Source organism: Streptosporangium carneum (genome assembly GCF_027922005.1).
GTDB lineage: Bacteria > Actinomycetota > Actinomycetes > Streptosporangiales > Streptosporangiaceae > Streptosporangium > Streptosporangium carneum.
Genome location: NZ_BSEV01000006.1, coordinates 122957 through 145872, shown reverse-complemented (window position 1 = coordinate 145872; position 22916 = coordinate 122957). Strand labels below are relative to the sequence as shown.

Annotated in this window: 18 protein-coding genes; 5 read left to right on the top strand and 13 right to left on the bottom strand. The window is 71.6% G+C overall.

Going from position 1 to position 22916, the window contains the following annotated elements:
- Positions 1-27: 27 nt before the first annotated feature.
- The 3 genes from PKF00_RS15865 to PKF00_RS15855 all read right to left on the bottom strand — a co-directional run bounded on the left by PKF00_RS15865 (position 28) and on the right by PKF00_RS15855 (position 3807).
- Positions 28-1455: an RNB domain-containing ribonuclease gene (locus PKF00_RS15865; RefSeq protein WP_271218285.1), complete on the bottom strand. Its 1428-nt coding sequence runs from the start codon at positions 1453-1455 to the stop codon at positions 28-30.
- 197 nt (positions 1456-1652) lie between these two features.
- Entirely contained in the window at positions 1653-2564 is a 912-nt protein-coding gene (locus PKF00_RS15860; protein WP_271218284.1) for a 5'-3' exonuclease, read from the bottom strand.
- A gap of 22 nt (positions 2565-2586) precedes the next feature.
- Complete coding sequence (locus PKF00_RS15855) at positions 2587-3807, bottom strand: PP2C family protein-serine/threonine phosphatase (protein WP_271218283.1); 1221 nt, start codon at positions 3805-3807, stop codon at positions 2587-2589.
- Between the two features lie 231 nt (positions 3808-4038).
- Here PKF00_RS15855 and PKF00_RS15850 point away from each other — a divergent pair, with 231 nt between their 5' ends.
- Positions 4039-5160: a M24 family metallopeptidase gene (locus PKF00_RS15850; RefSeq protein ID WP_271218282.1), complete on the top strand. Its 1122-nt coding sequence runs from the start codon at positions 4039-4041 to the stop codon at positions 5158-5160.
- 76 nt (positions 5161-5236) lie between these two features.
- Complete coding sequence (locus PKF00_RS15845; RefSeq protein WP_271218281.1) at positions 5237-6385, top strand: acyl-CoA dehydrogenase family protein; 1149 nt, start codon at positions 5237-5239, stop codon at positions 6383-6385.
- A gap of 75 nt (positions 6386-6460) precedes the next feature.
- Here PKF00_RS15845 and PKF00_RS15840 read toward each other — a convergent pair whose 3' ends face one another.
- From PKF00_RS15840 to PKF00_RS15830, 3 genes are all read right to left on the bottom strand, one after another.
- Entirely contained in the window at positions 6461-7147 is a 687-nt protein-coding gene (locus PKF00_RS15840; RefSeq protein WP_271218280.1) for a hypothetical protein, read from the bottom strand.
- A 274-nt stretch (positions 7148-7421) separates the two neighbouring features.
- The gene (locus tag PKF00_RS15835; protein WP_271218279.1) at positions 7422-8834 is read right to left on the bottom strand and encodes a dihydrolipoyl dehydrogenase family protein; all 1413 of its coding nucleotides are present in this window, start codon (positions 8832-8834) and stop codon (positions 7422-7424) included.
- A gap of 286 nt (positions 8835-9120) precedes the next feature.
- Positions 9121-10074: a pirin family protein gene (locus PKF00_RS15830; RefSeq protein WP_271218278.1), complete on the bottom strand. Its 954-nt coding sequence runs from the start codon at positions 10072-10074 to the stop codon at positions 9121-9123.
- A 251-nt stretch (positions 10075-10325) separates the two neighbouring features.
- Here PKF00_RS15830 and PKF00_RS15825 point away from each other — a divergent pair, with 251 nt between their 5' ends.
- Positions 10326-11936: a sensor histidine kinase gene (locus PKF00_RS15825; protein ID WP_271218277.1), complete on the top strand. Its 1611-nt coding sequence runs from the start codon at positions 10326-10328 to the stop codon at positions 11934-11936.
- A gap of 6 nt (positions 11937-11942) precedes the next feature.
- Here the strand turns inward: PKF00_RS15825 and PKF00_RS15820 are convergent, their stop codons facing one another.
- Entirely contained in the window at positions 11943-12590 is a 648-nt protein-coding gene (locus PKF00_RS15820; protein ID WP_271218276.1) for a S1 family peptidase, read from the bottom strand.
- A gap of 220 nt (positions 12591-12810) precedes the next feature.
- Here PKF00_RS15820 and PKF00_RS15815 point away from each other — a divergent pair, with 220 nt between their 5' ends.
- Complete coding sequence (locus tag PKF00_RS15815) at positions 12811-13287, top strand: Lrp/AsnC family transcriptional regulator (RefSeq protein WP_271218275.1); 477 nt, start codon at positions 12811-12813, stop codon at positions 13285-13287.
- A 44-nt stretch (positions 13288-13331) separates the two neighbouring features.
- Here the strand turns inward: PKF00_RS15815 and PKF00_RS15810 are convergent, their stop codons facing one another.
- From PKF00_RS15810 to PKF00_RS15785, 6 genes are all read right to left on the bottom strand, one after another.
- Entirely contained in the window at positions 13332-14303 is a 972-nt protein-coding gene (locus PKF00_RS15810; RefSeq protein ID WP_271218274.1) for an N-acetylglucosamine kinase, read from the bottom strand.
- Complete coding sequence (locus PKF00_RS15805) at positions 14300-15559, bottom strand: 6-phospho-beta-glucosidase (protein ID WP_271218273.1); 1260 nt, start codon at positions 15557-15559, stop codon at positions 14300-14302. Before PKF00_RS15805 ends, PKF00_RS15810 begins: the two co-directional genes overlap by 4 nt.
- Positions 15556-16446, bottom strand: a complete 891-nt coding sequence (locus tag PKF00_RS15800) for a carbohydrate ABC transporter permease (RefSeq protein ID WP_271218272.1) — start codon at positions 16444-16446, stop codon at positions 15556-15558. Before PKF00_RS15800 ends, PKF00_RS15805 begins: the two co-directional genes overlap by 4 nt.
- A complete protein-coding gene (locus PKF00_RS15795; RefSeq protein ID WP_271218271.1) occupies positions 16443-17390 on the bottom strand; it encodes a carbohydrate ABC transporter permease in 948 nt (315 codons plus the stop codon). Before PKF00_RS15795 ends, PKF00_RS15800 begins: the two co-directional genes overlap by 4 nt.
- A gap of 6 nt (positions 17391-17396) precedes the next feature.
- Positions 17397-18740, bottom strand: coding sequence for an ABC transporter substrate-binding protein (locus PKF00_RS15790; protein ID WP_271218270.1), 1344 nt, complete (start codon positions 18738-18740; stop codon positions 17397-17399).
- A gap of 64 nt (positions 18741-18804) precedes the next feature.
- Positions 18805-20001: an ROK family transcriptional regulator gene (locus tag PKF00_RS15785; RefSeq protein ID WP_271218269.1), complete on the bottom strand. Its 1197-nt coding sequence runs from the start codon at positions 19999-20001 to the stop codon at positions 18805-18807.
- A 220-nt stretch (positions 20002-20221) separates the two neighbouring features.
- Here PKF00_RS15785 and PKF00_RS15780 point away from each other — a divergent pair, with 220 nt between their 5' ends.
- The gene (locus tag PKF00_RS15780; RefSeq protein WP_498073061.1) at positions 20222-22528 is read left to right on the top strand and encodes a HelD family protein; all 2307 of its coding nucleotides are present in this window, start codon (positions 20222-20224) and stop codon (positions 22526-22528) included.
- Positions 22529-22916: the final 388 nt, after the last annotated feature.

The window sequence follows — 22916 nt, the reverse complement described above, 5'->3', positions numbered from 1 at the left end:
GGGAGAGGTCTGGCCGCGGCCTCGCCGTCAGGCCAGGCTGAAGCGGACCTCCCGGGTCGCCGGATCGGCGCGCGTCAACCGTACCTTGACCGCCTCGCCCAGCGGGAGGTTCTCGCCGTCGCAGCGGGCCACCACCGCCGGGTCGGTGACCTGCACCTGCCCCCAGGGATGGCCGCCGTCCACGTCGATCACCACCGCGTCGAACGTCTGGCCCACCCGCTCGCGCAGCACGAACGCCTCGACCAGGTCGACACAGGCCCGTTCGACCGCGCCCGCGCGCCGTCCGGTCGACTGCATGATGCCCGGCAGCTCGCCCATGACCCGCTGGACGTCCTCGGGCACCGGTTCGCCCGCCGCCACCGCCAGGCAGATCTCGGTGGCGTAGCGGTCGATGAGCCTGCGCAGCGGTGCGGTCACGTGGGCGTACGGCGCGGCCACCGCGGCGTGGTCCGCCTGGACGGGGGGCTCGCCGTTGAAGGCCACATATCCGGCTCCGCGCAGCAGCACCGTCGACTCCTCCAGGAACGCGGCCTGCCCGGGAATCTTCGGGTCGAGCCCGTGGACGACGTCGCCGTACGCCGCCCCCTCGGGCCACGGCACCCCGAGCGCGGCGGCCACCCGGCGGACCTGGGCGATCTTCTCCGCCGGAGCGGGCGGCAGCACCCGCAGCAGGCCGATCTCCGCGTCCAGCATCATCGAGGCGGCGGCCATGCCGGTCAACAAGGAGATCTGCGCGTTCCACGCCTCTGCCTCCAGCGGGGCGCGCAGCTCGACCCGGTAGCCGTCCCCGTCGGGGACGACCTCCTGCTCGGGCGTGGGCAGCGTGACACCGCCCCTGGCCCGCTCGAGCGCCAGCCTGAGCCTGCCGATCTCGGCCAGCAGCCGCAGCGTGCCGTCCGCGGTGCCGGTCTCGACCGCCGCCTGGACGTAGTCGTAGTCCAGCCGTTCGCGGCTGCGCACCAGGGCCCTGGTCACGTCCGAGCCCACGATCCGGCCTTCCGCGTCCAGGTCGACGCACCACAGCGCGGCGGGTCTGGTGGCTCCGGGAAGGAGGCTGGCCGCGCCCTCGGACAGCACCGTGGGGTGCAGCGGCACCCGTCCGTCCGGCATGTAGACGGTCTCACCCCGGTTGCGGGCCTCGGTGTCGATCGCGCCGCCCGGCCGTACGAACGCGGCCACGTCGGCGACGGCGTACCAGACGCGGTAGCCGCCCGGACGCTCCTCCAGGTGCATGGCCTGGTCCAGGTCCATGGAGCCCGGCGGGTCGATGGTGATCAGCGGAAGGTCGGTGCGGTCGAGGGAGGGCAGCGCGGGCACCTCGACGACCCACTCCGCCTCCTCGGACACGGCCAGGGGGAACCCGTCGGGGAGCTTCAGCTCCCTGCGGATCCGCTCGAAGCCGTCGCTGAGCCGGGGATGGGACTCTCCGGGCACCCGGATGCTCTTGTGAGGCACGGGGGTCAACCTACCGTTCCATGTCATGCCCGCTTCTCCGGGGCAGGAGACGGCAGGTCGCCGCGGTGCGGCCCTCCGGCGCCGTGACCGCGCCGAGGCGAGATCGGTCTCTCCATGTCGGAGTCTTTCGTGGGCGGGTGTCCGAGAAGTACGTCCTGCCCCGGCAGGGCAGGACAATGCACTCGAACTCGCGGGTTTCAGCCGTGGGAGGTCTGGGCGATCGCCTCGGACAGGCGGCCGAGAGGGCCGCCGAGACCGTAGCGCTCGGCCAGGTCGGCGAGCGCCTCCGGATCGCGCGGCTTGGCGGGCAGGGCCAGGTCCGTGTCGGGAATCGGCACGTCGCGGGCCACCCGGACCACGTCCGGGGCGACCCGCAGGTAGTCGCGGGCCGCGTCCAGCTTGGCCCGCTGCCCCGCGGTGAGGTCGCCGCCCTCGTCCAGGGCGCGCACCAGGGCCTCCAGCGAGCCGAAGCGGGTGATCAGGGTCGCCGCGGTCTTCTCCCCGACCCCGGGCACGCCCGGCAGGCCGTCACTGGGGTCGCCGCGCAGGGTGGCGAAGTCGGCGTAGGAGCGCCCGGGGACGCCGTATCTGGCGGCGACGGCGGCCTCGTCGACGAGCTGGAGGTTCTTGACCCCCTTCGCGGTGTAGAGGATCCGGATCGGCCGGCTGTCGTCGACGAGCTGGAACATGTCCCGGTCGCCGGTGACGATGTCCACCGCGCCGGAGGCCCGCACGGCGAGGGTTCCCATCACGTCGTCGGCCTCGTAGCCGGGCACGCCGACGCGGGCGACGCCCGCGGCGTCGAGGACCCGCTCGATCACCGGCACCTGCGGGGCGAGAGTGTCGGGGGTCTCCTCGCCGCCGTCCGGGGCGACCCGGTGGGCCTTGTAGGTGGGGATCGCCGTCACCCGGAAGGCCGGACGCCAGTCGGCGTCCATGCAGGCGACCAGCTCGGCGGGGGAGTGCTGCCTGACCAGCGTGGCGATCATGTCGATGAGGCCGCGGATCGCGTTGACGGGCATCCCGTCGGGAGCGGTCACCGACTCCGGCACCCCGTAGAAGGCGCGGTAGTACAGCGATGGTGTGTCGAGAAGCATCAGCCCGGGCATGGCGACCATTTAACCAAGCCGTTCAGGCGAGCACGTCGATCACCAGCACGCAGGTGTCGTCTTCGGGATTCGGCCCGCCGACCGACCGGATCAGCCGGTCGACGCCCGCGTCCAGGTCGCCCCGTGACAGGCCCGCCGCCGCCTCCAGGGCCAGTGCGAGGCCCTCGTCGATGTCGCGGTCGCGTCGCTCGACCAGCCCGTCGGTGAACAGCAGCAGCAGGTCCCCCTCGATCAGCCGCACGCGGGCCAGCTCGTACGGCTCGGCCTGGGTCGCGCCGAGCAGGACCCCCGCGGGCGGGTCGAGCGGGGTCGCCACGCCGCCCCGGATCAGAATGGGCGCGGGGTGCCCGGCCTGGCTCCAGGAGAACACGCCGGCCGCCGGGTCGAGGTGGCCGATGACCGCGGTCGCGGTCGTCTCCTCGAAACGGTGCATCACCAGGTCGTTGAGCCAGGTCAGCAGGCGCTCCGGAGACTCGCCGGTCATCGCGAGGGCGTCCAGCGCGGTCCGCAGGCGGGTCATCTGGGCCATCGCGGGCAGGCCGTGTCCCGACACGTCGCCGATGGTCAGCAGCACTCGCCCGTCCGGCAGGACGGTGGCGTCGTGCCAGTCGCCGCCCAGGCCGTCCTTCATGCCCGCGGGAACGTAGCGGACCCCGACCCTGGCGCCCGGCAGGTCGATCGCGGTCCCGAGACCCGGCATGATCACCTCGCGCAGCGCCATGCTCACCCGCCGCTCCTCCGCGGCCCGCTCGCGGGCCTCGAGCAGCTGCCGCTGGGACTCCGAGATGATCCGCTCGGCTCTGCGCCGGTCGGTGACGTCCTGGATCACACCGTGGACGGTGGCGTGCCCGCCGGTCACGACGAGGTCGAGGGTCGCCCTGAGGTTCCTGATCTCCCCCTGGCTGCGGACGCGGAACTCGGTCTGCCCCGGCTCCGCGAGGTTCACCACGGCCCGGAGCAGCCGGTCGAGAGCCGCCCGGTCGAGCGGCTCGACGTGACGGACCAGGTCGCGCAGCGGGACCGGGCCCTCGTCGGGGTCGCGGCCGAAGACGGCGTAGGCGTGATCGGACCAGACGGACTCACCGGTCTGGAGGTTCCACTCGGCCCAGCCCAGGTTGCCCAGCCGCTCGGCGTGGGCCAGCCGCGCGCTGAGAAGTTGTTGTTCCACGGCCATGTGCTCGTCCAGCTCTCCGCGCAACCGCTGCACCATCTCTGCCGCGGTCAGCGGGGCGGAACCGGTCACGTGGTCGTTTCGTGGGTGGAGGGGTGGCTGGTGGCCGCCCACTACGCCGACCATTTAGCTCGCTCTCGAAATGTGGGGACCTGGGGGCATCCTGTCAACAAAATGTGATCGTCCTTCAACGGATTGTAGTGATGGCATTGCGAGACCGGCGGCTTTTCCTGGACTTTCCCTGTCCACTACCGGTCCCGGTACGGTGCTGATCCATCCCGGATTAGATTGGTTGGTGTGACAATGGAGTCCTCTGATCTGTATCCCGTTACCCGCCTGGCCGCCGCCCAGGAGGCCACGGCCGCCGCAGGGCTCGACGCTCTGCTGCTCACGCCGGGGCCGGACCTGCGCTACGTGACCGGTTACGAGGCCTTGCCGCTGGAACGGCTCACCTGTCTGGTGCTGCCCGCGGAGGGGGAGGCCTTCCTGGTGGTGCCCCGGCTCGAGCTGCCCGCCGCCGAGCACTCCCCGGCGTCGAGGCTCGGCATCGAGTTCGTGCCCTGGGACGAGACCGACGACCCGTACGCGGCCGTGGCCGCGCGGCTGGGGCGTGCGGGAGGAAGCGTGGGCAGGGTCGGCCTGGCCGACCGCATGTGGGCGATGCAGTCGCTCCGCTTCCGCGCCGCGCTGCCCGGCGCGGAGCAGGTGCTCGCGGGGACCGTCCTGCGGGACCTGCGCATGCGCAAGAGCCAGGCCGAGGTGGCCGCGCTCCGCGAGGCGGGAGCCGCGATCGACGCCGTGCACGCGCAGGTGCCCGGTTTCCTGCGGGCGGGCCGTACCGAGCGCGAGGTCGGCAGGGACATCGCCGACGCGATCATCGCGGCGGGCCACTCGACCGTCGACTTCGTCATCGTCGGTTCCGGCCACAACGGCGCCAGCCCCCACCATGAGCTGTCCGACCGGATCATCCAGCCGGGAGAGCCGGTCGTGGTCGACATCGGCGGCCAGATGCCGAGCGGTTACTGCTCGGACTCCACCCGGGTCTACTGCGTCGGGGAGCCCCCCGCGGGCTTCGTGAAGTACTACGAGGTGCTCCAGCGGGCCCAGGAGGCCGCCTGTGAGGCCGTGAGGCCCGGTGTGTCGTGCGAGGCGGTCGACGCCGCGGCGCGGGAGGTGATCGCCGCGGAGGGGTACGGCGACTACTTCATCCACCGCACGGGGCACGGCATCGGCCTGGAGACCCACGAGGAGCCCTACATCGTCGCGGGCAACACCGAGCCGCTGGCGCCGGGCTTCGCCTTCTCCGTCGAGCCGGGCATCTACCTGCCCGGCGCGCACGGCGCGCGCATCGAGGACATCCTGGTCTGCACCGAGGACGGCGGTGAGCGGGTCAACCACCGGCCTCGTGAGCTCGTCGTCGTGTAACGGATGTCACAATCGGGGTGGCCGGCGACCCCGGCTGCCCCTTTTGTCTTTCGCGTCCTGATCGGAGTATGCGGATATGACCGTTGAGCGTGCGCTGCCGACCGCCGAGGCTCACGACCTGCTTGACCTGGTCCGTGATCTGATCGCCAAGGAGGTCGCGCCCAGGGCGTCGGCGGACGAGTCCGCCGGACGCTTCCCCCGCGAGGTGTTCACCACCCTGGGCAGGTCCGGCCTCCTCGGGCTGCCCTACCCCGAGGAGCACGGGGGCGCGGCGCAGCCGTACGAGGTCTACCTCCAGGTGCTCGAGGAGCTCGCCTCGGCCTGGCTCGCGGTCGGTCTCGGCCTGTCGGTGCACACGCTGTCCTGCTTCCCCGTGGCCGCCTACGGCACCGCCGAGCAACGCGCCGCGCTGCTGCCCGAGCTGCTCGGCGGCGAGCTGCTCGGCGCCTACTGCCTGTCCGAGCCCCACTCGGGCTCGGACGCCGCGGCGCTGACGACCCGCGCGGTGCCGGACGCCGACGGCTACACCGTGGACGGGGTCAAGGCATGGATCACCCACGGCGGCGTCGCCGACTTCTACACCCTGATGGCCAGGACCTCCTCCGACGGCGCCAGGGGCATCTCCTGCTTCCACGTCCCCGCGGGGACGGAGGGCCTGTCGTTCGGCGCGCCGGAGCGGAAGATGGGCATGAGGTCCTCGCCGACCGCCCAGGTCCGTTTCGACGGGGCACGGCTCACGCCCGACGCACTGCTCGGCGCGGAGGGAGAGGGCTTCCGCATCGCCCTGGCGGCCCTGGACGGAGGCAGGCTCGGCATCGCGGCCTGCGCCGTCGGCCTCGCCCAGGCGGCGCTGGACGCCGCCACCGCCTACGCGGGGGAGCGTCGCCAGTTCGGCACGCGGGTCATCGACTTCCAGGGGATCGGGTTCATGCTCGCCGACATGGCGACCCAGGTCGCCGCCGCCCGCGCCCTCTACCTGGACGCCGCCCGCCTGCGCGACGCGGGCCGTCCTTACGGCACGCGGGCCGCGATGGCCAAGCTGTTCGCCACCGACGTGTGCATGAAGGTCACCACGGACGCCGTCCAGGTCTTCGGTGGTTACGGCTACGTCGAGGACTTCCCGGTCGAGCGCTACATGCGGGAGGCCAAGGTCCTGCAGATCGTCGAGGGCACCAACCAGGTCCAGCGCCTGGTGATCAGCAGGGCCCTGGCCAAGGAGCGGTGACCCGGCGCGGCCCTTCAGGGCCGGCGCCGTGCGCCGAGGCGGGAGCGCCCTCGCCGTCGGGGGAGAGCGCTCTCGTCACAGCGTGCGCATCAGGGAGAGCGCGGTGAACAGGGCGGCGCAGCCGAGGGTGACGAGCAGGGTGCGCGACCGCGCCCGCGCCGTCGGGCGCAGCAGGAGGGGGAAGGCGAACCCCATGACCACCAGGGCGGTGAGCATCCAGGGCCCGCCCGGCTGAGAGCCGATGTGGGGCGTCAGGGCGGCCTGCTGGACGTTCTCGGCGCCCCGGGTGAACAGCAGGCCGCTGAACAACCCCACGGCCACGTCGCCGCTGAGACCGCGCCTGCGGCTGAGGTAGCCGACCACGCCGAAGGCGGCCATCGTGATGCTCAGCGCGATCGGCCAGTTCTCGCTGGTCGAGGCGAGCAGGGTCTCCTCGTGGTTGAGGGCGTGGGCGACCACGTGCCCCGCCGTGAGGCCCGCGGCCGCCAGGAGGCCGTTCAGGGTCGCCCAGCCGACGTGTGCGGAGCCGCGCGTCATGACGAGGACCAGCAGCCCGTAGACGTACGGGTCGTAGGCCGCGGTGATCTCGGCGGGCAGCACCTCGGCGAGCGTCTCGCCGACCACGGCCAGGATCATGCCGAGCGCCAGGCCCGCCAGCATCCGTTTGATGATGAGGCGTTCCCGCCTGTCCAGCGCCTGGAAATCGACCTGCCAGGGCGTTTCGTGCTGGCTGCCGCGCATCCCCCTGTCCATGGCCGCCATTTCGCCCCCTCGCCTCTCCTGGACGTCTGCCTGTCGAAAACCGTGTCCCTCACAGTGGTGCCCTGTTGTTTCGAAAATATGACAAACCAGTCAAAAAAGCGTTTTTTTCCTGCCTCGATTGTGGCTTTGCCGAGCGGAAACCGCTCTCCGGGCGGGCGTGGCGAGCCGGGAGGACGGACCCGTGACGCGCGTGCGCGTGGTGGTGCGCCAGAGGCGGCACGCCGCGTCGGCCGGGTCCGCCGGACCTGCGGGTCACGCTCCGTCCGCGCTCACCTCACAGTCCGTACTGCTCGAGCAGCCGCAGCCAGACCTCGCTGACCGTGGGGAAGGACGGCACCGCGTGCCAGAGGCGGTCGAGGGTCACCTCCGCGGTGACGGCGACCGTCGCCGAGTGCAGCATCTCGGCCACCCCGGGACCCGCGAAGGTCACGCCGAGCAGGACGCGCCGCCGTTCGTCCACGACCGCCTTGGCCCTGCCCCGGTAACCCTCACCCAGCAGGTAGGCCCCGGAGACCGCGCCCAGGTCGTACTCGACCACGCGCACGTCGAACCCCTCGGCCCTGGCCGCCGCCTCGCTGCGGCCGACCGCGCAGACCTGCGGGTCGGTGAAGACCACCTGGGGCGCGCCCTGCCCGTCGGCCACGTCGCGCAGTCCGGGCAGGTCGTCGCGCTCTCCCCGCGCCCTGGCCGCGATGACGTCGCCGCACACCCGCCCCTGGTACTTGCCCATGTGGGTGAGCAGGTTGCGGCCGTTGACGTCGCCGACGGCGTACAGCCAGCCGCCGTCGACACCGGTGGCGCGCATGCTGTCGTCGACCTCGACAGGCCCCGTGACGGACAGGCCGACGGTGTCGAGGCCCAGGTCTCCGGTCGCGGCTCTGCGGCCCGTCGCCACCAGCAGCTCGTCGGCCTCGACCGGGGCGCCCTCGGCCAGGTGGACGGTGACGGGGCCACCGGGCACGGGCCGCTCGACCCGGGTCACCTGGGCGCCGGTGCGCACCTCGACACCCGATTCCGCCAGCGAGGCCGCGACCAGCTCTCCGGCGAACGGCTCCATCCTGCCGAGCAGGGAGTCGCCGCGCACCAGGAGCGTCGTCTCCCGCGCGCCGAGGCCGTGCAGCGCCTGGGCCATCTCGCAGGCCACCACGCCTCCGCCGAGCACCGCCAGCCTGCGCGGGACCGCCCGCGCCGCGGTCGCCTCGTGGCTCGTCCACGGCGAGGCCTCGGCCAGCCCGGGGACCGGCGGGACCAGCGGGCGGCTGCCGGTGGCCAGCACGACGGCGTGCCGGGCGCGCAGCGAGCGCACCGAGCCGTCCGGCGCGGTCACCTCGACGACCTTGGGCCCCCGCAGCCTCCCGCGTCCTCGCGCGAACTCCGCGGGCAGCCCCTCGATCCACTCCACCTGCTTGCCGTCGTCGAAGTTCGACACGGCCTCGTCGCGCCTGGCGAGCACGGCGGCGACGTCGATCGGCCCCGGCGTCAATCCGGGCACCCGGCCGACCTCCGCGGTGAGGTCCACCGGGCGGAGCAGGGCCTTGCTGGGGACGCACGCCCAGTAGGAGCACTCACCGCCCGCCAGGTTCTCCTCGACCACGGCGACGCTCAGCCCCCCGCGGACCGCGCGGCCCGCGACGTTCTCCCCGGCGGGACCCGCGCCTATGACGACCACGTCGAACTCGTCCGACACGACTGCCTCCCAGAACTTCCGAAACTCCCGGCCTGAAACGAGCCCGTCGCGCGTCCGGGCGACGGCGCCCGCCGCACCAGCTTCGCACCCGCCGCAGCCGGAGTGCGTCACCGAGCCCCCGCAACGGCCGGGCGTCGCCGACGAACGCGGAGCGCGTCCGCGGGCGGCTCCCACGGCCCCGTGCCCTCCGGCGCGGCAGGGGACACGCCGGGGCGGGCGGCCACGGCTCCCCGTCAGCGGGCGGACGGTTCGGCCGGGCCTCGGAGGCGGCGGCGGGACCGGGCCGCTACCGGTGGCGTCCGCGGGGTTTCAGCGGGACTCCGGGCAGCTCGGGAGCGGGCAGCGGGGCCGCGGTCGTGCCCGGCACCGTGCCGAACGCGTCGCCCGTCATCCATTCCCGTCTGAAACGGACGATCTCCTCGTGGTCGCGGCCGACGAAGTTCCACCACATCACGATCCGCTCCTCGAACGGCTCGCCGCCGAGGAGCAGCAGACGCGTGGGTCCCTCGGCCGCCAGGGCGAGCTCTGAGCGCCCCGTCCCCAGATAGAGCAGCGGTCCCGGCACGAGCTCCGTCCCGTCGGCCCGGGCCGTGCCGGACAGGGCCAGCACGGCGTACTCGAAGTCGGGCCTGAGCGGGATCCCGACCTCCGCGCCCCCGTCCAGGGACACCTCGGCGCCGGTGAGGGGACTGTAGGTCCGGGCCGGTGACACGACGCCGCCCAGCTCGCCCATGAGGACCGTCGCCGTGAAACCGGGGCCGGACAGCGAAGGCAGGGTGGGGTGGTGCTCGAAGTGCGGGGCGGTGTGCCGATGGGCCGAGGGGAGCGCCACCCACAGCTGCGCGCCGTGCAGGCGGGCGTCGCCGGGAGAGTCCTCCGAATGCGAGATCGCGCGGCCCGTGGTCATGAGGTTGAGCTGCCCCGGCCGGATCAGCTGCTCGTTGCCGAGACAGTCCCGGTGCAGCACCTCGCCCTCGACGAGCCAGCTGACCGTCTGGAGCCCGGTGTGCGGGTGCGGGGGAACCCGCATGGCCGTCCTCTCGGGACCGTAGTGGTCCAGGAAGCACCACGCGCCCACCATCCGGACGTCCCGGTTCGGCAGGGTCCGGGTCACCTTCATCGCCCTCGGACCGCCCAGCACCACGTCGCGGCCCGTCAGCAGCTCGCTCACCGGCCCCGCCGCGACGTCCTCGGGGCCGCCGCACTCCGTCGTCCGAGGGGCATGTTCCAGATTGCTCATCCTGAGAATGTACGACGGCCGCACGGCCCGCCTCACGGCCCGTCGCCACGTGCGCGGACACGTGCGCGGAGGAGAGCGGGCGGCTCTCCCGGAGGAGAGCGGCCGTCACGCGGGAGAGGGGCCGACAGGTCCTCCCGTGGGCAGGAGAGCCGAGCCCCGGGGCGCGAGCCTGTCCGTTCCGGTATCTTTCGTCAGCCGCCGGACTTTTCGCGGATTCGCTACCGGCGGGCTCCCCCTGAGATGAGAGGCCGATGACCGCCGAGCAGACAAACCCGCCCGCGTTCCGGCGAGGCCGCTGGCGCGCGCAGACGTGGTTCACCGTCGTGCTGCTGGCCATGGCCCTGCTGCTCGGCGTGTCCGCGGTGGTCGGCGCGGTCGTCCTGCGGAACGCCGCGCAGGCGTCCAACCGCCTGATCGACAAGATCTCGGTCGGCAGGATCGAGTCGGAACGGCTGCAGACGGCGCTGCTGAACCAGGAGACCGGGCTGCGGGGGTTCGTCATCACCGGCAAGGAGGAGTTCCTGCAGCCCTACCTGGACGGCCTGAGCGCCCAGCTCGAGGCCTCCTCGCGGATCAGGGCGGTCGTGTCCGCGGCCGGGGTGCTGGAGGAGCTCCAGGAGGTCGAGCGTCTTGCCGGCCAGTGGCGGCTCCGCCACGCCGAGCCGATGATCGCCGCCACCCGGGCCTCGGGTCCCGAGAGCGTCGGTTCCGTGTCGACCGAGGGGAGCAAGCGCGCCTTCGACGCGGTCCGCGGCGCCCTCGTGAGGCAGGGCGCCGCCTGGAGCCGGGCCAGGGACGACGCCCGCGGCGACCTGGACGCGGCGCGCGCGGTCAGGGACGCGACGTTCGTCGCGATCCTGGTCGCCTTCCTGCTCACCATCGTCATGGTGGCCGTGCTGCTCAGGATCGCCGTCTTCCGTCCCCTGGCGCGGCTCGGGGAGGCGTCCCGCCGTGTCACCGGCGGCGACTTCGAGCACCACGTCGACACCGGGGGCCCCGCGGACCTCGCCGCGCTGGCACGCGACATGGAGGCCATGCGCGGGCGGATCGTCGCCGAGCTCGAGGAGACCCGCACCTCGAGGCAGCGGCTCGCCGCGCAGACGGAGGAGCTGAGACGCTCCAACGCCGAGCTCGAGCAGTTCGCCTACGTGGCCTCGCACGACCTGCAGGAACCGCTGCGCAAGATCGCGTCGTTCTGTCAGATGCTGCAACAGCGCTACGCGTCCCAACTGGACGACAGGGCCAACACCTACATCGACTTCGCCGTGGACGGCGCCAAGCGCATGCAGACGCTCATCAACGAGCTGCTCACCTTCTCCCGGGTCGGCAGGATCCAGCAGGAGCCCGTGGAGATGGACCTCAACGACGTGGTCGATCGAGCGTTGGCCAACCTCTCCGCCGCGGTCGAGGAGACGGAGGCCGAGATCGACGTCGGCGACCTGCCGGTGATCGTCGGTGACCGGACCCGGTTCGTGATGCTCTGGCAGAACCTCATCGGCAACTCCCTGAAGTTCCGCAGCCCGGGCCGCAGGCCGCACGTCCGGATCGAGGCGGAGGAGAGGGACGGCGAGTGGCGGCTGACCCTCACCGACAACGGGATCGGCATCGCCCCCAACTTCGCGGACAAGATCTTCGTGATCTTCCAGCGCCTGCACCACCGGGACGCCTACGAGGGCACCGGAATCGGTCTGGCGCTCTGCAAGAAGATCGTGGAACACCACGGGGGGAGGATCTGGCTCGACACCGCTCACACCGGCGGAGCCCGGTTCGTCGTCGCCCTCCCGGCCTCCGCGTCGCCCGCGGGGAGGCCGCCCGAGGGCCTTTCCGCTCCCGGGGGCCCGGCCGCGGGGGACGAGGGGTGAGGGAGGTCACAGGGTGAGCAGGGTCAGGCCGTACCTCTGCAGGATCTCGTCGATGGGCTGGTAGTAGGAGCGGCCTCCCGTGCTGCAGTTGCCCGTGGAGCCGACGAGAACGCCCTGCACGTGCCCGGCCGACATGAGGGGGGCTCCGAGGTCGCCCGGCTCGGCGCAGACGCTTGCCTCGATCAGCCCGTGCAGGGTGCCCTGCGGATAGGTCACCGAGGCGTTCCTGCGAAGCAGGATGCCGCAGTGCCACCCGCTCGTGCCGCCGGAACGGCAGACGGAGGAGCCGACGGGGGCCGGACTGCCGCCGCGGACCGCGATCTCGCCCCCGACGCCGTTGACCGCCCCTCGCGGGACCCAGTCGGGGTTCACCTCGACCCAGGCCATGGAGGCGGAGGGAAAGCTCGAGGCGCGGATCGCTCCCTGGGCGGTCTGGTTCCGCCCGCGGACGGCCTCGCCCACGCGCCCGCAGGCGCCGGCGGTGACGTAACCGCCTCGTACGGCGACCCCGACCGTGCAGCGACCGGTGGTCGTGAAGAAGCTGTCTCCACCGCGGATGACGTACGACTGGAGCCGTGCCGTGCCGGCGGCCGCCGCTCCGGAGTCCAGGAGGAGGAAACCGATGATCAGCAGGAGCGATATCCGTTTCGTCATGGATTGACGGTAAATTTCGTAGGAGCGCCTGCCAACCGGCGCGTTGACCGAATTCCCGGGAACAGGCGATCCGTTAACGGGGCCGCGGAGCCGGGCCGGGCTCGCCGTCCCCGGTTCCACGCGGAGATCGATCCGGTTCGGGCGGATCGGGTGCGGTTGGGACCATGCCGTGACCATGCCGCGGCGCGGGCGGCCTCCGGGTGCCGTTACCGTTGACCGGGTGGAGGAGATCGACCGCCGGATCGTGACGTTGCTGGCCCGGGATGGCCGGATGAGTTTCACCGACCTCGCCAGGGAGACCGGACTTTCGGTTTCCGCGGTGCACCAGCGGGTGCGCCGGCTGGAGAAGCGCGGGGTCGTGCGGGGTTACGCGGCGCTCGTGGACTACGACGCGATCGGGCTGCCGCTCACCGCCTTCGTGTCCATCAAGCCCATCGACCCGGCCGCCGCCGACGACGCCCCCGAGCGGCTCGCCCACCTGGGGGCCATCGAGGCCTGTCACAGCGTGGCCGGAGACGAGAGCTACATCCTCAAGGTCAGGGTGGCCTCGCCGATCGCGCTCGAGGAGCTGCTCAACCAGATCCGCAGTTCGGCGAACGTCTCGACCAGGACCACGGTCGTGCTCAGCACGCCGTACGAGCACCGCGCGCCCGAGCTCATCGGCGCCGACGGAGACAAGCCCGACGAGCAGGCCTGACCGTCCACGCCGTGCGGCCCTGTCGCGGGCCGCACGGCGTGCTCTCACGCCGCCGCGTGGAAGTGGGCGCGCAGGCGGGCCTTCGCCTCCTCGGCGGCGTCCAGGGCGTCCAGGCCGAGCAGGGCGGCGCCGACGATCGGGGGGACGTCCGCCACGACCAGCTTGGCCCTGGGGGCCTGCTCGGCGAAGCGCTCCTCGATCAGGCCGTTCAGCAGCGGGTCGCGGGCGGTCAGCACGCCGCCGCCCAGGACCACCTCCATCGGGGTGTCGAGCAGGTCCAGACGGCGCAGCGCGACGACCCCGAGCACGGTGACCTCGTCGGCCATCCGCGTCACGATCGAGCGGGCGACCGCGTCGCCCGAGGCCGCGACGGCCATCAGCACCGGCACGAGCTCGTGCAGCCTGCCGGGCGGCAGATCGCCGAAGTGGATGTCCAGGGACACCCGCTCGACCGTGCTCGCGCCGAAGTGCTCGCGTACCGCCCGCTCCAGCGCGGTGGCCGGGCCGCGGCCGTCCTCCGAGCGGATCGCCGACCACAGCGTCTCCTCGCCGAGGCCGTACCCTCCGCCCCAGTCGCCGGTGAGCCTGCCGAGGGCGGGGTATCTCGTCACCTCGCCGGTCGGGGAGACCGCGACGGCGTTGATGCCCGCCCCGCACACCACGGCCACTCCCGCGGGCCCCGACGCCCCCGCGCGCAGCAGCGCGAAGGTGTCGTTGCCGACGACCACGTTCCCGCCGTACCCCCTGGCGACGATCTCGTCCCTGAGGGCGTCCTCCTCGACCGGCAGGTCGGCGCCCGCCACGTAGGCGGCCACGTGGTCGGCGAACGGGAGCGCCGCGTCCTGGCCGAGCATCGCGCGCACGGCGTCGCCGACCGCGTCGATCGCGACGCCGACGCCCGCGCTCTGCGGCTGGAAGGCCGCTCCCCGGGCCGTGGCGAGGACGGAGCCGTCCTCGGCGACCAGCGCGACGTCGGTCTTGCTGTTGCCGCCGTCGACCGCCAGGACTGTCCTCACCTTGTCGCCCAGGGCAGGTGCCGGTGGTTGGCCTCGACGAGGCGCCGTGCGAGGTCGTCCGACAGCGAGGCCTGGCCGATCAGCGGGTGGGCCAGCAGCGCGTCGGAGACGCGTTCGACGCCGCCGTGCAGCGCGGCGTCGAGCGCCAGCGTCTCGTACGCCGTGACGTGCGCCATGAGCCCCGCGTAGAGCGGCTCGACGGGGTCGACGGGCAGGGCCTTCGCGCCGGTCGCGGTGATCGTGGCGGGGACCTCGATGACCGCGTCGTCGGACAGGAAGGGCAGCGTGCCGTCGTTGCGCAGGTTGACCACCTGGGTGTCGCCCCGATCGCCGAGCAGAGAGGCGATCAGCGCGACCGCGGCCTCGGAGTAGAACGCCCCGCCCCGCTTCTCCAGCAGTTCGGGCTTGGTGTTCACCGACGGGTCGGCGTACATCTCCAGCAGCGTGGCCTCCATCGCCGCCACCTCGGCGGCGCGGGACGGCTTGCTCCGCTGCTCCTCGACCACGGCGTCGTGCTCGTAGAAGTAGCGCAGGTAGTAGGAGGGCACGACGCCGAGGTGGCGGATCAGGGAGACGGGCAGGCCGATGTCCTGGGCGATCTCCTCGCCGTGGCTCTCCAGCAGCCGGGGCAGCACGTCCACGCCGTCGAGGAACACGGCCCGCTCCCAGGTCAGGTGGTTCAGGCCCACGTGGCCCAGCGAGATCCGCTCGGGAGCGACCCCCAGCTTGGCGGCGAAGCGGCGCTGGAAGCCGATGGCCACGTTGCACAGGCCGATGGCCCGGTGCCCGGCCTCGAGCAGCGCCCTGGTGACGATGCCCACCGGGTTGGTGAAGTCGACGATCCAGGCGTCGGGAGCGTGCTCGCGCACCTTCGCGGCGATGTCCAGCACCACGGGGACGGTGCGCAGCGCCTTGGCCAGACCGCCCGCGCCGGTGGTCTCCTGGCCGACGCAGCCGCACTCGAGCGGCAGCGTCTCGTCCACGTTGCGGGCGGCCTGGCCGCCGACGCGCAGCTGCAGCAGGACCGCGTGGGCTCCGGCGACGCCCTCCTCGACCGAACCGGTCGCGACGACCCTGGCCGGGTGACCGGCGTGCGCCAGCATCCGGCGGGCCATCCCGGAGACCAGTTCGAGACGGTTGGGGTCCGGATCGACCAGAGCGATCTCGGTGAGGGGGAGTTCGTCCCGCAGCCGTGCGAATCCGTCGATAAGCTCCGGCGTGTACGTCGAGCCGCCCCCGACAACGGCGAGTTTCACCCTTTTACTCCTGTCAGCGTCACGCCCTCGATGAAAACTCTCTGGGCGAAGAAGAACACGATGATCACCGGTGCCATGACGAGGATGGTCGCCGCCATGGTGAGGTTCCACTGCACGCTGTGCAGTGCCCGGAAGGACGCCAGCCCGAGGGACAGGGTCCAGTTTTCCTCGCTTATCTGTGCGTAAAGCAGCGGTCCGTAGTAATCATTCCAGCAGTAAAAGAACTGGAACAGGGCGACCGCCGCGATCGCGGGCCTGGACATCGGCAGGATCACGCTGACCAGCGTCCTGAGGTCCGAACAGCCGTCGACTCGGGCTGCCTCGGTGTACTCCCGGGGAATCGTGATCAGGAACTGCCGAAGCAGGAAGATGGAGAAGGCGTCGCCGAGCAGCATCGGCAGGATCAGCGGCCACAACGTGCCGGTGAGATCGAAACGCGCCCAGATGAGATAGACGGGAACGGCGACGACCTGAGGGGGCAGCATCATCATCGTGATGACCGCGAAGAAAGCCAGTTTTCTGCCCCTGAAACGGAAACGGGCCATCGCGTAGGCCACCGGGATCGACGACAGCAGCATGAACAGCGTGGCGAGCCCGGCGTACATGAACGTGTTGCCGATCCAGGTCAGCATGTGCGACCTGGCGAACACCTCGCCGAAGTTGCCCCAGTTCCAGCTGGTCGGCCACAGGTCGCCGGTGAGCGCCTGCTCGTCGGTCATCAGCGCGGTCAGCGCGACGAACGCCAGCGGCCCGAGGAACATCAGCGACAGCGCGACGGCGACGGCGTGGGTGGCGATCCAGTACAGGATCCTGCGGGCACGGCCGCGCGCGCCCGTGCGGCGGGCGGGGGAGACGGCGGTGACGGGGGGCGTGGCCAGGGCGGTCATCGGCCGCCTCCCTCGTCGTCGGCGAACGCGCGGAACCGGCGTAGCAGGACGAGGGTGAGGGCCATGGCCGCCGCGAACAGCACCAGCGCCAGCACGCAGGCGTAGCCCATGGTGGAGTCGCGGAAGCCCGCGTGGAAGAGCCACTGCGGCAGTGTCAGCGTCGACAGCTCCGGGTAGCCCGGCACGAAGGTGCTGCCGGCCGAGTCGGTGCGCCCTGAGGCGACCCGGGAGGCGATCATCGCCTGGGTGAAGTACTGCAGGGCGTAGATGACGCCGGTGACGGCCGAGAACATCAGCACCGGGGAGATGGTCGGCAGCGTGATGCTGCGGAAGCGCCGCCACGCGCCCGCCCCGTCGATGGCCGCGGCCTCGTACAGGTGCTTGGGCACGTCCAGCAGCGCCGCCAGGAAGATCATCATCGTGTTGCCGATGCCCCACATGGCCAGCAGGGTCAGGCCCGGCTTGGACCAGTCCTTGTCGCCGAACCAGTCGGGCCCGGTGATCCCGAAGAACCCGAGGACCTGGTTGACCGGACCGGAGGGGTTCATCACGAAGACGAAGGAGACCGTCCCCGCGACCACCGGCACCAGCGAGGGCAGGTAGAACACGGTGCGCAGGAAGCCCGCGCCCGCCTTCAGGTGGGTCAGGAACTGCGCGACGGCCAGGCCGAAGAGCACCTGGGCGGGGACCATGACGGCCACCAGCCACAGCGTGTTGCCGATGGAGATCCAGGCGCGGTCGTCCGTCAGGAAGTAGCGGTAGTTGTCCAGGCCGCTGAACTCCAGCGTGAACAGGTCATAGCGGTGGAAGGAGAAGTAGACCGTCGCGGCGAGGGGGTAGGCGAAGAAGACCGCGAACCCCACCAGCCACGGCGACATCCACAGCAGGGCCTTGAGGCCCTCACCGTGCCGCCGTCGCGGTGTCGCGTGGGCGATGCTGCTCATCGAGGATCAGCCCCCGGACAGCTTCAGCTTGTCGTTGATGCGCTTGTCGACCTCGGCGAGCCCGGCGTCGAGGTCCTTGACGGACCCCTGCTCCCACTGGTTCATGAACTCCTGGAAGGCCTCCTGGTTGAAGGAGCTGTTGACGCTGGAGGGGATGGTGCTCGTCCTGGGGTGGGCGAAGATGTCGATGAAGGTCTGGAAGTTCGCGTCCTTCTTCAGACCGGGAGCCTCGAGCGAGGCCTTGGTCGTCGGCACGTTGCGCACCGCGTTCGACAGGGTCACCAGGGCCTGGGTGTCGGTGGTGAGATACTTCACCAGCTCCCAGGCGGCCTGCGGGTTCTTCGCGCCCTTCGGGACGCCGATCACGGTGCCGGAGGTGAAGCCGCCGCCGTACAGGTCGGGCTTGTCGTCGGCGGCGGGGAACGGCGCGGTGCCGTAGTCGAGCTCCTCGGCCTCGTTGGCGATCATGGCGTTGCGCCACTCGCCGTCCAGCACCATGGCGACCTTGCCCTTGTAGAAGGGATGGTCGGCCGACCACTCCTGGCCCAGGCTCTTGCGGAACTTGTTCAGCTTGTCGTAGCCGTACCAGTCGACGAGCTCCTTCTGCCAGCGAAGGAACCCCTTCCAGGCCGGGTCGGAGCCGATCGCCGAGGTGCCGTCCTCGTTGTACCACTTCGCGCCGATGGTCGGCGCGAAGTGGGTCGGGACGTTCTCGTAGTACTGGAAGCTCGGGATGAACCCGGCGACCTTGATGTTCCCGTCGGCGTCCCTGACGGTGAGTTTCTTCGTCAGCTCGGTCAGCTCCGACAGCGTCTTCGGCGGCTGTTCGCCCTTCATCAGGGCCTTGTTGTAGTAGAGGCCGTAGGCGTCGGCGAGCAGCGGCATCGTGCAGCGCCTGCCGTCGAACTCGGTGTAGGCGCGGGAGGCCTCGGGGATCACCGACAGGTCTATGCCGTCCTGCTTGATCACCGGGGTGAGGTCCTGGAACGTTCCGCTCTTGCACCACTGCGCCACGTTGTCCGTGGTGAACGAGGAGGCGACGTCCGGCGCCTTCCCGCCGCGCACGGCCTGGGTGATCTGGTCGTCCTGTACGCCCTTGACTAGTTTCACGGTGATCTGCGGATATTTCGCGCGGAACCCGGCGACGGCGTCCTCGAACGCCTTCACCTCACCGGGGGTGCTGAACCCGTGCCACACCTCGATGGAGGCGGCGGGCAGGGCGGAGGACGCGGAGCCCGAGGGTTTCGGCCCGCTTCCGAGAGCGGGCGCGCCCTCCTTGCCCGCGGTGCAGGCGGTCAGTGCCGTGGCCGCGGTCGCGGCCATGGCGAAGGTGAGAAAGCGTCGGCGCACGGCGGCTGCCTCCTTGCGTGTGGGGGGGATCACGAGGGGAAGGTGGGGAAGCGTGACGCGGGGATCAGGCGGGGAGGGTGGAGCTGAAGACCTCTTCTCTGGCGGTGGCGAGGGCGAGGTCGAGCGCGCCCGCAAGGACGGGGTTGCCCTCGACGGCCGACAGCAGCAATGGGGGGCGGGGGATGGTCAGCGCGTGGAGCTCTCGTTCGACGAGCTCCCGCAGGGTCTCGCCGCCGGCCATGAGGGTCCCGCCGGTCAGCACGATGAGTTCGGGGTCGACGACGGAGGTGATCGAGGCCAGGCCGACCGCCAGGCGGGCGGCGACGTCGCGCAGCCCGGCACGGGCGTTGTCCGCGCGCTTCCCGGTTTCCTCGGAGAGCTGCGCGGCGTTCCGCACGGCCTGGGCGAAGGTCGAGCCGCGCACGCCGTACGACCTGAGGATCTTGAGCACGGCGGGGCCGCCGGTGAGGGCCTGGTAGCCGTGGTTGGCGTAGCGCCCCGCCTCGCGGGCCGTCGGCGCGCCGGGGGCGGGCATGTAGCCGACCTCGCCCGCGCCGCCGGTCGCGCCCCGGTGCAGCCTGCCGCCCAGCACCAGGGCGGAGCCGAGGCCCTCGTCCGCCCACAGCAGCACGAAGTCCTGGTGTCCCTGGGCGACGCCGTGCGCCTGCTCCGCCTGGGCGACGAGGTTGACGTTGTTCTCGACGGCGACCCGCACGCCCAGTCCCTCGCTGAGGGTGGAGACCAGGTCCGGGATGTGCCAGCCCGGCATGTCCTTGCTGGTGGCGTAGGCGAGCTTGCCGGTTCCCGGGTCGATGGCGCCCTGCACGCCGATGACCGCGTGCCGCAGGTCGGCGGGGGCGTTCGCGCCCTCGAGCGCGGCGCGGACCCGTTCGACCACGTCGCCCGCCGAGCGTCCCGGAGTGGGCAGCCGGTGCTCGCCGACCACGGTGCCGGTGATGTCGGCGACCCTGACGTCGATGTGCGCGGGGGTGACGTCCACCGCGGCGACGTGCGCCGCGGCGGGGTTGAGCCGGTAGACCTCGGCCGTACGGCCCGGCAGGCCCTCGCGGATGCCGTTGAGCACGACCAGCCCAGCCTCTTGCAATCGGACGAGCAACTGGGATGCTGTGGGTTTGGACAGGCCGGTGAGCGCGCCGATCTCGGGCCGGGTCAGCGGTCCGCGCTCCAGGAGTGCCTGCAGGGCGGCCCGGTCGTTGATCGCCCGCAGCAGGCTGGGAGTGCCCGGGGTGGGCTGGGTCACAGGTCCTCCGTGTCGGCGATGTCCATATGGGGCGCCCGTATAGCGGAGTTAGGAAACTTTCCTAACTTCCAGAGAATCTAAGGAACCCAGGTCAGTCGAGTCAAGCGCGGGGAGGATGCCGCAATCAACCTGTGATGGCCGGAGGATGGGCGAACATCTCGACGGACCTGCTAGGGTGATGGTTTGTCACAACAACTAGCGCAATGGTCCGGAGTATCCCATTAGTATCAACCATAATGGAGCGAAGGCAACCCGTCAAATCGAGCTCGACAGGGAGCAGGAGTACGTCTCCGTCCTCTACGCGCGGCTCGATCTGCTGCGCGAGCGCACCCAGCGCCAGCTGGACGACGTGCTGGCGCAGGGCGGAGGCGGCGGCACGCACCAGAACCGCTCCGAGCGGGACACCTTCGCCGGGATGTACGCCGAGCGTCTGGGCCGCCTGTGGGCGGTCGAGAACGGCCTGTGCTTCGGACGACTCGACAACGCCGACCAGACCTCCCTCTACATAGGCCGCATCGGCCTGGCCGACGACGACCAGCGGCGGTTGCTGATCGACTGGCGGGCCCCGGTGGCCCAGCCGTTCTACGGCGCGACCCCCGCGGCCTCGATGGGCGTCACCCGCCGCCGCCACCTGCAGACCAAGGGGCGCCAGGTCATCGGGATCGACGACGACCTGCTCGACCTCGACAGCCTCACCGAAGAGGACGTGAGCACCCTCAACGGCGAGGCCGCGCTGCTGGCCTCCATCGACGCCAGGCGGACCGGGCGGATGCGCGACATCGTGGCCACGATCCAGTCCGAGCAGGACCGGATCATCCGCTCCGACCTCAACGGCGTGCTGGTCGTGCAGGGCGGTCCGGGAACGGGCAAGACCGTGGTCGCCCTGCACAGGGCGGCCTACCTGCTCTACACCCACAGGGAGAGGCTGGCCCGCAAGGGCGTGCTCATCCTCGGCCCCAACCTGACCTTCCTGCGCTACATCGAGCAGGTGCTGCCCTCCCTGGGCGAGACCGACGTGCTGCTGTCCACGGTCGCCGAGCTGTATCCCGGGGTCACCGCCACGGTCAGGGAGCGCCCCGAGGTCGCGGCGGTCAAGGGCGACGCGCGGATGGCCCAGGTCGTCGCGCGGGCCGTACGCGAACGGCAGCGGGTGCCGCGCAAGCCGGTCGAGATCCGTCTCGACCGCTACACCCTCAAACTCGAAGGGCGCGTCCTGGACGCCGCGCGCAACCGGGCCGCCCGCTCGAGGCGGCCCCACAACGAGGCTCGCGGGATCTTCGTCCGCCACCTGCTCAACGCGCTCGCCAGGCAGGCCGCCCACCAGATCGGCAAGGGGACGATCGACGACGACGAGCTGGCCGACATCCGTGAGGAACTGCGCACCGAGCAGCCCGTCAAGGCCGCGCTGAACAGGCTGTGGCCCTACACCACCCCGCAACAGCTCCTCATCGGCCTGTTCACCTCCCGCGAGCGGCTCGACTACGCCGCGGCCGACCTCGGCGAGGCCGAGCGGGCGCTGATGCTGCGAGAGCCGCCGCGCAAGGGGGAGAACTGGTGGGCCGCGTCGGACGTGCCGCTGCTGGACGAGGCCGCCGAGCTGCTCGGCGACATCGACCCGTCGGTGCTGCGGGCCGGGGCGTGGATGGCCGAGGAGGAGCAGGCCGCGGCGCGCGCCGCGGCCGCCGAGGAACGGCAGCACCAGCTGAACTACGCCAGGGAGGTGCTGGAGCTGACGGGCCTCTCCGAGATCATGGACGCGGAGAAGTTCGCCGCCAGGCACCTGAACGACGACGTCTACCTCACCACCGCCGAACGCGCCGCGGGCGACCGCACCTGGGCCTTCGGCCACGTCATCGTGGACGAGGCGCAGGAGCTGTCGCCGATGGACTGGCGGATGGTGATGCGGCGCTGCCCGAGCCGCTCGATGACGATCGTCGGCGACCTCGCGCAGACCGGGTCCTCGGCCGGGGTGCGCTCCTGGGGCCGGATGCTCGACCCCTACGTGGCGGGACGCTGGCGCGAGGAGCACCTCAGCGTCAACTACCGCACCCCGGCCGAGCTGATGACCGTGGCCGCCGACGTGCTGGAACTGGTCGGCCCCGGTCTCGTCGCGCCCACCTCGGTCAGGGAGACGGGCGCGCGCCCGTGGGCCGCCTCCCCTCTCGGCTCCCTCCCGGAACTGGTCAAGGCCGAGGCCGTCGAGGGCGGCCGCCTGGTCGTGATCGTCCCCGAGGCCTCGGCGGCGGAGATCGGGGAGCTCGTGACCCGGTCCGTCGACGGAGCCGTGGCGGACCGGGGAGCCTCCGCCCTCGACGCCCCGGTCGCGGTCCTGAGCGTCGCGGACGCCAAGGGACTCGAGTTCGACGCGGTCATCGTGGTCGAGCCCGAGCTGATCCTGGGGGAGTCGCCTCGCGGGGCGAGCGACCTTTACGTCGCGATGACCCGTGCGACGCAGCGCCTTGGCGTCGTGCACACGGGCCCGCTGCCGCGGGCGCTCGCTCGACTTGAGCGACATCGGATCACATGAGAGCATTGACGGCTCTCGTCGATCATGCCCCAGCTGCGAAAACTTGGTGTTTGCGCTGCTGGTGACACGGTTGACATCTGCGCTGGGGTCGGTAGTTTGCTGCCCAGTCCAGCACGGGACTGGCCGGTTGGCCGTCTTTCGGCATCGTCGGTTCCTGCGCCCGTGACGGGGGTCACCCCGTCCGTACAGCCAGGCGCAGGGCCGGCGTTTCGTCGAGGCGGGGCACCCCATCCGGGCGGGGGGTTGGACCCAGGAGGGGCCTGGACACCCAGTAGACAACGGCAATCCGCGCTCGCCGCCGACGGGACGGAACCGGTCCGAAGGGTTGTCCGGGCCCTCTTCCCGCTCCCGTGCGAGCGCCGCAAGCGTCGGGGTGGCCCTCGTGTGA